The following is a 10,057-nucleotide window of genomic DNA, read 5'->3' as shown; positions in this document are numbered from 1 at the left end:
GCGTACACAAGCGTGCGCTCGGTACAAAGAAAACCTATGCCCAGCGCTGGGCCTGCACCTCCGGCGGCAGCGTCGTCTGCAGCGGTGCGTCGAGCCCGTCGTAGATGCCGGGTTTCTGCTCGACGAGCCAGGCAAGGGCACCGAGCAGTCGATTGGCGGCGGTGGTGTTGCCGCCGTCGGCGCGCGTACCGCCGGGCACGTCGGCGCGCGTGGTGATGGTCAGCTGCGGATCGCCGTCGATGATCACGCGGTGGTCGCCGACGCCCTCGTCGGGATACGGCCAGTCCGGCGCGCACGACGAGTGGATGCGGGTGATGTGGTCGATGACGATGCGTTCGCGTCCACCCGACTTTCCGATCACCTTCAACCAGAACGCGCCCTGGGTGCCCTTCTCGAACCGGCCCATCACCGTCTCGACGGGCTCCTCCAGTGGGCGTCGTTCGACTTCCTCGGCGATCTCGTCGATCTCCATCCCGAGGGCGCGGCCGACCAAGCGGATGTTCCCGCCCCACACCATGGTCGGAATCGACGGAAGCAACATCATCGGCGTCTCGTCCATGGATCCGCCGAACCCGCACGAAACCTTCACCGCGAACGGCTGGTTGTAAGTGGAGTAGTCGAAGATCTCCTGGCAGCGGATGCTGTTGATCCTGGTGCACAAACCGGCGGCCATCACCGCCAGCGCGTCGTTGCCCCAGCCCGGGTCGACGCCGCTGACGAGCAGGGTGCAGTTGCCCTCTTCGGCGGCGCGGGTGAGCCGGTCGACCCATTCGGATGGCGCAGAGCGCGGGTCGTAGAGCGAGTACAGCGACGGCGTCACCACATGCCTGCCCGCCCGCAGGCAGCGCTCGATGTCGGCGACGGCGTCGTCCGGTCGGATGTCACCGGAGGCCATATAGGCGACGGCATCGCAGTCGGCGAGCACCGCGTCGACGTCGGTGGTGGCGGTGACGCCGGTCGACCCGTCGAGCGCGGCGAACGCTGCGGCGTCCTTACCCGCCTTGTCCGGCGACGACGTGATGACGCCGGCGAGTGTCAACCCCGGAAAAGCCGACGCCGAGCGGATGGCCGCCGACCCCATGTTTCCGGTCCCCCAAATCGCGATGCGAAGCATCGCAACACCCTATCCGGGCTGGCGTGACGATTCTCACAATGGGCCTCAACGCCTGGCCAGACACCTGTCAACTGCGGATTTCGGCTCCCCGACCAACCGGGCGGTTAGTTAGGCCCCGGAAATTGTTTCGAGGTGGTTTGAGTTGAAGTTACTGATGGGTATAGTTCGGACAGTTACTGGTGGGTAACTTAAGCAACAAGTACCCAACCAACAGTGGCCGTCTCACCGAGGAGGAACAGTGAGCCACTACAAGAGCAACGTTCGTGACCAGGTATTCAACCTGTTCGAGGTCTTCGGCGTCGACAAGGCGCTTGGCGAGGGTGACTACGCCGAGCTGGACGTGGACACCGCCCGCGAGATGCTCGGCGAGATCGCCCGCTTGGCTGAGGGCCCGATCGCCGAGTCGTTCGCCGACGCGGACCGCAACCCGCCGACCTTCGACCCGAACACTCACTCGGTGACGCTGCCCGACTCGTTCAAGAAGTCGATGCGCGCGCTGCTCGAGGGTGGCTGGGACAAGGTCGGTCTCTCCGAGGAACTCGGAGGCATGCCGATGCCCCGGGCGCTGCAGTGGGCGCTGATCGAGCACATTCTCGGCGCCAACCCCGCGGCCTACATGTACGCCATGGGCGCGGGCATGTGCGAGATCTTCTACAACAACGGCACCGACGAGCAGAAGAAGTGGGCCGTGCTGGCCGCCGAGCGCAACTGGGGCGCCACGATGGTGCTGACCGAGCCCGATGCGGGCTCCGATGTCGGCGCCGGCCGCACCAAGGCCGTGCAGCAGCCCGACGGCACCTGGCACATCGACGGCGTCAAGCGCTTCATCACCTCGGGCGACTCCGACGACCTGTTCGAGAACATCATGCACCTGGTGCTGGCCCGCCCCGAGGGCGCAGGCCCGGGCACCAAGGGCCTGTCGCTGTTCTTCGTGCCGAAGTTCCACTTCGACCCCGAGACCGGTGAGCCCGGCGAGCGCAACGGCGTCTTCGTCACCAACGTCGAGCACAAGATGGGCCTAAAGGTGTCGGCCACCTGTGAGCTGTCGCTGGGTCAGCACGGCACCCCGGCTGTCGGCTGGCTGGTCGGCGAGGTGCACGACGGCATCGCGCAGATGTTCGACGTCATCGAGCAGGCCCGAATGATGGTGGGCACCAAGGCAATCGCCACGCTGTCGACCGGCTACCTCAACGCGCTCGAGTACGCCAAGGAGCGTGTGCAGGGTGCCGACATGACGCAGATGACCGACAAGACCGCGCCGCGCGTGACCATCACGCACCACCCCGACGTGCGTCGTTCGCTGATGACCCAGAAGGCCTACGCCGAGGGTCTGCGCGCGCTGTACCTCTACACGGCGACCTACCAGGACGCGGCGGTGGCCAAGGCCGTGCACGAGGTGGACGCCGAGCTGGCCGCGCGGGTGAACGACCTGATGCTGCCGATCGTCAAGGGTGTGGGCTCCGAACAGGCCTACGCCAAGCTGACCGAGAGCCTGCAGACCCTCGGTGGTTCAGGCTTCCTGCAGGACTACCCGATCGAGCAGTACATCCGTGACGCCAAGATCGACTCGCTCTACGAGGGCACCACGGCCATCCAGGCGCAGGACTTCTTCTTCCGCAAGATCGTCCGCGACAAGGGTGTGGCGCTGGCTCACGTGGCCGGCCAGATCGAGCAGTTCATCAAGAACGAGTCGGGCAACGGCCGGCTCAAGGCCGAGCGCGCGCTGCTGGCCACCGCGCTGGAGGACGTCCAGGCGATGGCGGCCTCGCTCACCGGCTATCTGATGGCGGCGCAGGAGAACCCGACCGAGCTGTACAAGGTCGGCCTGGGCTCGGTGCGCTTCCTGATGAGCGTCGGCGACCTGGTCATCGGCTGGCTCCTGCAGCAGCACGCCGCGGTGGCCGTCGACAAGCTCGACGCGGGTGTGAGCGGTGACGACCGCGCCTTCTACGAGGGTAAGGTCGCGGTGGCGTCGTTCTTCGCAAAGAACTTCCTGCCGATGCTCACCAGCACGCGTCAGATCATCGAGAACCTCGACAACGAGGTGATGGAACTCGACGAGGCGGCCTTCTAAAGAGCCTTCAGCCGCCCTGTTCGACAAAACGCCCCCGGACTCTTCCCGGGGGCGTTTTGCATGGGATGCAAGACATGAAGGGCGGGTTCGGGAGTGGCTATTCCGAAGAGTCGGCAAGGGTTGAAAGCCGACCGCGCGCGACTGATGTGACGCACCTACTTGCCCTCCCGAACCCGTCGTGCGACCGATCGTACGCCTGTGTTCTCGATCACACCAGGGCGAATTTTCTGCTCAGTCGCCCTTGGCTCGCAGAAGCGTCCGCGTGCGCGCTCGCGCTTCGGAGTCGGAGTCGAAGACGGTGGCGACGAACTCGTCGACGCCGGCCGCGGCCAGTTCGTCGAGTCGCTGTGCCACCGTTTCCTCGTCGCCGATGATCGCGGCGTCCGCGGGTTCTGCGAAGCCCTCCCGGTCGAGCATGGCGCGGTACGACGGCAACTGTCCGTAGATCGCGAACTCTCCGGCGGCTTTGGTCCGGGCGGCGTCTACGTCGTCGGTGACGCTGATCGGCAACGACGCCACGACACGGACCGAGCCCTCGTCGCGGCCCGCCTTTACCGCGGCCGTGCGCAGGGTCGGGACGATGTGGTCGGCCAGTGTCTTGGGGCCCGTCATCCAGGTCATCGTCCCGGCGCTGCGACGGCCGGCCAGGCGCAGCATCTGCGGACCCAGCGCGGCGAGGTAGACGTCGGGTCGCGGGGCGCCGGGCACCTTCAGCGAGCCTCGGGTGGTCCAGAAATCTCCGGCAGCCTCCGCGGGCTCACCGGCCAGCAGGGGCAGCAACGCGTCGAGGTATTCGCGCATCTGCCGCACCGGCTTGTCATACGAAATGCCCCACACTCCTTCGGTCACCATGCGATGGCTCAGCCCGATGCCGAGGGTGAAGCGGCCGCCGGCGATGGCGTTCAGTGTCAGCGCGCGCTGCGCCAGCTGGGTCGGGTGCTGGACCTGGATGGGGATGACGCCCGACGCCACCTCGATGGTGTCGATCTCGCGGAACGCGACGGCCAGGATCGTCAGCAGGTCGGGGTCGTAAGGCAACTGTGCCATCCACACCCTGCCGAACCCCTCGTCGCGCAACGACGTCAACTTCGCCAAGACGCCGTCGAGCGGTGGGCGGCCGTCGGCGTCCGTGATGAGTCCGGTGAGAGCGACGCTGATCTGCATCACCCCATCGAAGCATGGGCGCCACAACGTTAAGAGCCCCGTACTGCCGTCGGGTCGGGGGGTCAGACGGCAGCACGGAGCTATCCGGTGTATCGGCGCGTTTCGGAGGGGCGTTACAGCCGCCGTAAATTAATTTCTCCCGCGGTTCTGGCAGGCGCTAAGCCTCGAGGATCGCCGTCACACCCTGGCCGCCGGCAGCGCAGATCGAGATCAGCCCGCGCACCGGCTGCCCCGTCTCCTTCTTTTTTTCGGCCAACTGCTTGGCCAGCTGCGCGACGATGCGCCCACCGGTCGCGGCGAACGGATGCCCGGCCGCGATCGAGGAGCCGTTGACGTTGAGCTTCGACCGGTCGATCGACCCGAGCGCGGCGTCGAGGCCGAGGCGCTCCTTGCAGTACTCCTCGGACTCCCAGGCCTGCAGCACGGCCAGGACCACCGACGCGAACGCCTCGTGGATCTCGTAGAAGTCGAAGTCCTGCAGGGTCAGACCGTTGCGGGCCAGCAGCGGCGGCACCGCGTACGTGCCCGCCATCAGCAGGCCGTCGCGGCCGTTGACGTAGTCGACCGCCGCCGTCTGCGAGTCGACGAAATAGGCCATGGGCTCAATCGAGTGCTGCTCGGCCCACTTCTCGCTGGCCAGCAAGGCCACCGACGCGCCGTCGGTCAGCGGGGTGGAGTTGCCCGCAGTCATCGTCGCGTCGCCGTTGCGGACCCCGAACACCGGCTTGAGCTTGGCCAGCTTCTCGGCCGACGAATCGGGGCGCAGATTGTTGTCGCGGTACAGCCCGAGGAACGGCGTGACCAGGTCGTCGAAGAAGCCGCGGTCGTAAGCGGCGGTCATGTTGCGGTGGCTGGCGGCGGCCAGCTCGTCCTGGTCGACGCGCTTGATGCCCATCTCCTTGGCGGTGACGGCGGCGTGCTCACCCATCGACATGCCGGTGCGGGGCTCGCTGTTGACCGGGATCTGGATGCCCAGCGATGCGGGCAGTTTGCCCACAAGCTTGAGCCGGTCAACGTTCGACTTCGCACGGCGCAGCCCCAGCAGCGTGCGGCGAAGATCGTCGCCGAGCGCGATCGGTGCATCCGAAGCGGTGTCGACGCCGCCGGCGGCCGCGACCTCGTAGCGGCCCGCGGCGATGCCGTCGGCCGCGGAGATGGTCGCCTGCAGGCCGGTGCCGCACGCCTGCTGGATGTCGAAGGCCGGCGTGTACGACGACAGCGCGCTGCCGAGCACGCATTCGCGGATCAGGTTGAAGTCGCGGCTGTGCTTGAGCACGGCTCCGCCGATCACCGCGCCGAGCGTCTCCCCCTCGAGGTTGAAGCGCTCGATGAGGCCGCCCAGCGCGGCGGTGAACATGTCCTGGTTGGACGCGCTGGCGTAGGCGCCGTCGGAGCGAGCGAAAGGAATTCGGTTGCCACCGAGAATGGCGACGCGTCGGCGGGTATCACTAGGCATGCACCCATAGTACCCACCCTTCTTACTCTGGAGTAAGTTCGTCCTCATGGCATCCGATCTGTACTCGCAAATCGTCCACTCGACGCCCGGATCGTTCCTCGCCAAGCAACTCGGCATCCCCCAGCCCGAGACGCTGCGCCGATACAAGCCGGGTGATCCGCCGCTGGCGGGCACGCTGCTGATCGGCGGCGAGGGCCGACTCGTGGAACCGCTGCGCACCGCGCTGGCCGAGGATTACGACGTCGTCTCCGACAACCTCGGCGGTCGCTGGGCCGACTCGTTCGGCGGACTGGTGTACGACGCCACCGGTATCACCGAACCGACCGGCCTCAAGGGGCTCTACGCGTTCTTCACCCCGCTGCTGCGCAACCTCGGGCCTTCCGGTCGCGTCGTCGTCATCGGCACCACCCCCGAGCAGGCCGCCAGCGAACATGAGCGCATCGCGCAGCGTGCGCTCGAGGGCTTCACCCGCTCGCTGGGCAAGGAGATGCGTCGCGGTGCGACGGTGAACCTGGTCTATGTGTCCCCCGACGCGAAGCCCGCCGCGACGGGTCTGGAGTCGACGATGCGGTTCCTGCTGTCGGGCAAGTCGGCCTACGTCGACGGTCAGGTGTTCCGGATCGGCCCCGACGACGCGGCGCCGCCCGCGGACTGGGACCGGCCGCTGGACGGCAAGGTCGCGATCGTCACCGGCGCCGCCCGCGGTATCGGCGCGACGATCGCCGAGGTGTTCTCCCGCGACGGGGCGAAGGTGATCTGCATCGACGTCGAGGGGGCGCAGGAAGCGCTCGGCGTGACCGCCACGAAGGTCGGCGGGACCGCGCTGGCCCTCGACGTGACCGCCGACGACGCGGTCGACCGCATCACCGAGCATGTGCGAGACCACTATGACGGTCGCGTCGACATCCTGGTCAACAACGCCGGCATCACCCGCGACAAGCTGCTCGCCAACATGGACGAGGGGCGTTGGGATTCGGTCGTCGCGGTGAATCTGGTTGCGCCGCTTGCCCTTGCCGAAGGTCTGGTGAACAACGGAGTGCTGGGCGAGGGTGGCCGGATCGTCGGCCTGTCGTCGATGGCCGGCATCGCGGGCAACCGCGGGCAGACCAACTACGCCGCAACCAAGGCGGGCATGATCGGGCTGACCGACAGCCTGTCGGAGGCCTACGCCGACAAGGGCGTCACCGTCAACGCGGTGGCTCCCGGCTTCATCGAGACCAAGATGACCGAGGCGATTCCGCTGGCCACCCGCGAGGTGGGCCGACGGCTCAATTCGCTGTACCAGGGCGGCCAACCGGTCGACGTCGCCGAGACCATCGCGTACTTCGCCAGCCCGGCGTCCAACGCCGTCACGGGTAACACGGTGCGGGTGTGCGGCCAAGCGTGGTTGGGGGCGTGACGTGTCCCAACCGTCCGGCTTGATGAACCTGGCACGCGCGGCGGCGGGTGCCCTGCCGTTCGTGCCGCGCGGCGAGACGCTGCCCGACCGCACGCTGACCGTCGAGGACCTGAAGATCGATCCCGAGAACGTGGCGGCCTACGCGGCGGTCACCGGACTGCAGTTCGGTGACACGGTGCCGCTGACGTATCCGTTCGCGCTGACGTTTCCGACGCTCATGTCGTTGGTCACCGGCTTCGACTTTCCTTTTGCGGCAATGGGTTCGGTGCACATCGAGAACCACATCACCCAGTACCGCCCGATCGCGGTGACCGACTCCGTCTCGGTGAAGGTGCACGCGGAGAACCTGCGCGAGCATCGACGCGGCCTGCTGGTCGACATCGTGACCGATGTCAACGTCGGCAATGAGCAGGCGTGGCATCAGATCACGACGTTCCTGCACCAGCAGCGCACCAGCCTGTCCGACGAGCCGAAGCCGCCGCCGCAGAAGCCGCCGAAACTCGGCCCGCCGAACGCGATGCTGCGCATCACGCCGGGGCAGATCCGCCATTACGCCTCGGTGGGCGGCGACCACAACCCGATCCACACCAACTCGGTCGCCGCCAAGCTGTTCGGGTTTCCGACCGTCATCGCGCACGGAATGTTCAGCGCGGCGGCGGTTTTGGCGAACATCGAGGGTCAACTACCGGACGCGGTCAAGTACTCGGTGAAGTTCGCCAAGCCGGTGGTGCTGCCCGCGAGCGCAGGCCTGTACGTCGACCGGGTGTCCGACGGCTGGGATCTGACGTTGCGCGACATGAAGAAGCGCGAGCCGCATCTGTTCGGGACGGTCCGCTCGCTGTAGGTGCGCGCCGAACCGGTCACGATGCTGGGATCCGCAGTTCGCTGCTTCTCAAAGGTCGTTATCGATAGTGGTATGTCAACGACTGACTACTCGGCTGTGTAGATCTACAACCATGATTCCTGCCGACATCCTCGAGAAACTGATCACCGCACTCGCCCGTTGGGACGGACGCGGTCCCAGCGATGACGACACGCTCCACGCTGGCCAGGAGATGGCCTCGGCAGTAACACTGACCCGGCGATTGCTGATCAGGCGGCGGCCGGTCTTGCGAACGACATCGCGAAGAGGATCGATGCCGCGTTCCTGGCGAACACCACCGCCAAGGCGAGCAACGGTTGTTGTCGTTGACTGCCTCGGTCGTGGATACCGGTACCGAGATCACCAACGAGGATCCATTCATCGACGTGATCGATCGCTGCTGAGGCTGTCGATCGCGAACCTCGACCGGTGGATCATGCACCCCGACACCGCCCAAGGTTCTGTCGAAGCTCGAGAAGGGCACCGGCTCGAACGAGCGGTGCTGGAGCGGACCACCGACGGAGCATTCATCGCGGACATCAAGGTCCTGACCGACCCCGATGTCGACGCCGCCACGATGGCATGGGGTCTCGACTCGACCCGCACCAGGGTCGTGCTCCGCCAGGGCACCGAGATGCGTCTGTTCGACGTTCCGGCAGACGCCATCGACGTTCGGGGTATCGCACGCATTGGCTTCGTGTTCCTGCACCCGGAGTCGGTTGTGCGTCTGTACGACGCGGCTTGATCCCAATCGGCCGAACGACAACTGGATCCGCCGGAGAGCCGTTCTACGGGACGGCCCTTCGGCGACTTAGTTACTGCCGTAAACACCCCACGGCTGCACCGTTTCGTTGTCTCCAAAGGTGAAATCGGGTGCGAGCTTCCAAGGTAAATCGTGCCTCAGAATCGAGAACCGCAACTGTTGTTTAGCGTCAACGGGATCAATGTTCAGGACATGAAGGCTCTCGCAGTTCACGGGCATCCTCAATTCGACGCTGTCTTGTGGGTTTACAACCACATTGGAGACCTCGGCCACGAAGATCGATTGGCTGCCGCCAGGGGCCGGCGCCGGAAAGTTGACATCTTCCAACCGGTTCGTCACTTCCCGCGGAAGTGCAGAGCGGTCGTAGATGTCGACGTACATTATGAGCGACCTCACCCGTCCGGCTATACGTCCCTGATTCTCTACCGTTGCGACGGCAACAAGTGGATCGGCGGTATCGCCACATTTCCCGAAGAGTCCGACCATGTTGTCCAACTCGAGGTATGCACCGGATGTCCTGGCAACCTCGCGAGCGATTTGTTCAGATGCATTGGCCGTACGCCAAGACGCCCATGCGGCTGATGCGGACGACGCTGAGGCGATCAGTGCAAGTATCGCGACCACTACCGTCGTGATCTTCAAATGTCGGTCTAGTTTCTCCAACTCGTCTTGGTTCGACTGGGCAGCCAATGGCGACGGCACCTCTCCCGCCTCCGTTGGCACGGGTGGCTCCGCTTCCTTCTCCTCGGCCATTGCCCACCTCCCAACCGCTGCTCACTGACACTCAACCGTAGCCAGGTAGACCGACTGATGAAGGAGACAGCTGCGGCAACCTACTTGGGAAACCCTGGAACGGCACCAACTGGAGTACGACAGTGATGTCCAACTGCTACGCCGTAGAGCTGGATTGCATCCTTGCGGGAGTAATCCCAAGCAAGGTGTTCGATGATCCTGTCGTAATCGCCACCCACCCATACGAGGTCGCAGATTTCAAAAGCTGTCTTATTCACGTCTTCAAGCACAAGGTGGTCGAGACCGGCCTTATGGAGGCGATCGAGCCAGGGCGTGGAACCGTCAGCGCGAGCTTCGGCTACGGTCCTCGGTGCAGGCGGCGTTGTCGTCGGTTCTGCAGCTGCTAAGTCGACTGTCGCGTAGCTGACCACCATGAGAGCCCCAATAAGGGCGGCGGAAGAGGTCTTTCTCATGACACTCGTCTCCTATGCGA

The 10,057-nt window shown here is 65.5% G+C and carries 9 protein-coding genes; 4 read left to right on the top strand and 5 right to left on the bottom strand.

Annotation, left to right across the window (positions count from 1 at the left end):
* Positions 1 to 34: 34 nt before the first annotated feature.
* Positions 35 to 1,114, bottom strand: a complete 1,080-nt coding sequence (locus AU198_RS16450) for an NAD(P)H-dependent amine dehydrogenase family protein (protein ID WP_064349283.1) — start codon at positions 1,112 to 1,114, stop codon at positions 35 to 37.
* A 238-nt stretch (positions 1,115 to 1,352) separates the two neighbouring features.
* On the opposite strand from AU198_RS16450, the gene AU198_RS16445 reads away from it, so the two are divergent.
* Complete coding sequence (locus AU198_RS16445; protein ID WP_064349281.1) at positions 1,353 to 3,188, top strand: acyl-CoA dehydrogenase; 1,836 nt, start codon at positions 1,353 to 1,355, stop codon at positions 3,186 to 3,188.
* 231 nt (positions 3,189 to 3,419) lie between these two features.
* On the opposite strand, the gene AU198_RS16440 is transcribed toward AU198_RS16445, so the two are convergent.
* Positions 3,420 to 4,352 (bottom strand): TIGR03564 family F420-dependent LLM class oxidoreductase, encoded by a 933-nt coding sequence (locus AU198_RS16440; RefSeq protein ID WP_064349483.1) that lies wholly within the window; start codon positions 4,350 to 4,352, stop codon positions 3,420 to 3,422.
* Between the two features lie 157 nt (positions 4,353 to 4,509).
* Positions 4,510 to 5,808 (bottom strand): acetyl-CoA C-acetyltransferase, encoded by a 1,299-nt coding sequence (locus tag AU198_RS16435; protein ID WP_064349280.1) that lies wholly within the window; start codon positions 5,806 to 5,808, stop codon positions 4,510 to 4,512.
* 46 nt (positions 5,809 to 5,854) lie between these two features.
* Between AU198_RS16435 and AU198_RS16430 the strand changes: the two genes are divergently transcribed.
* The 3 genes from AU198_RS16430 (at position 5,855) to AU198_RS16420 (ending at position 8,814) form a co-directional block, all read left to right on the top strand.
* A complete protein-coding gene (locus tag AU198_RS16430; RefSeq protein ID WP_064349279.1) occupies positions 5,855 to 7,207 on the top strand; it encodes a 3-oxoacyl-ACP reductase in 1,353 nt (450 codons plus the stop codon).
* Between the two features lies 1 nt (position 7,208).
* A complete protein-coding gene (locus tag AU198_RS16425) occupies positions 7,209 to 8,051 on the top strand; it encodes a MaoC/PaaZ C-terminal domain-containing protein (RefSeq protein WP_197416131.1) in 843 nt (280 codons plus the stop codon).
* 454 nt (positions 8,052 to 8,505) lie between these two features.
* On the top strand, positions 8,506 to 8,814 hold the full coding sequence (locus AU198_RS16420; RefSeq protein ID WP_064349275.1) for a hypothetical protein: 309 nt from the start codon (positions 8,506 to 8,508) through the stop codon (positions 8,812 to 8,814).
* A gap of 66 nt (positions 8,815 to 8,880) precedes the next feature.
* Here AU198_RS16420 and AU198_RS16415 read toward each other — a convergent pair whose 3' ends face one another.
* Together AU198_RS16415 and AU198_RS26460 are read right to left on the bottom strand one after the other, a co-directional pair.
* Positions 8,881 to 9,585 (bottom strand): hypothetical protein, encoded by a 705-nt coding sequence (locus AU198_RS16415; protein WP_064349274.1) that lies wholly within the window; start codon positions 9,583 to 9,585, stop codon positions 8,881 to 8,883.
* 80 nt (positions 9,586 to 9,665) lie between these two features.
* Positions 9,666 to 10,037 (bottom strand): hypothetical protein, encoded by a 372-nt coding sequence (locus AU198_RS26460; protein ID WP_197416130.1) that lies wholly within the window; start codon positions 10,035 to 10,037, stop codon positions 9,666 to 9,668.
* Positions 10,038 to 10,057: the final 20 nt, after the last annotated feature.

The organism is Mycobacterium sp. GA-1199 (assembly GCF_001500045.1).
Lineage (GTDB): Bacteria > Actinomycetota > Actinomycetes > Mycobacteriales > Mycobacteriaceae > Mycobacterium.
The sequence above is the reverse complement of the archived record's forward strand: the minus strand, read 5'-3'. Positions and strand labels throughout refer to the sequence as shown.

Coding starts and splice junctions, on each gene's coding strand:
- AU198_RS16450 (WP_064349283.1), bottom strand. CDS start 1,114: ATGCTTCGCATCGCGATTTGGGGGACCGGAAACATGGGGTCGGCGGCC.
- AU198_RS16440 (WP_064349483.1), bottom strand. CDS start 4,352: ATGCAGATCAGCGTCGCTCTCACCGGACTCATCACGGACGCCGACGGC.
- AU198_RS16435 (WP_064349280.1), bottom strand. CDS start 5,808: ATGCCTAGTGATACCCGCCGACGCGTCGCCATTCTCGGTGGCAACCGA.
- AU198_RS16430 (WP_064349279.1), top strand. CDS start 5,855: ATGGCATCCGATCTGTACTCGCAAATCGTCCACTCGACGCCCGGATCG.
- AU198_RS16420 (WP_064349275.1), top strand. CDS start 8,506: ATGCACCCCGACACCGCCCAAGGTTCTGTCGAAGCTCGAGAAGGGCAC.
- AU198_RS16415 (WP_064349274.1), bottom strand. CDS start 9,585: ATGGCCGAGGAGAAGGAAGCGGAGCCACCCGTGCCAACGGAGGCGGGA.
- AU198_RS26460 (WP_197416130.1), bottom strand. CDS start 10,037: ATGAGAAAGACCTCTTCCGCCGCCCTTATTGGGGCTCTCATGGTGGTC.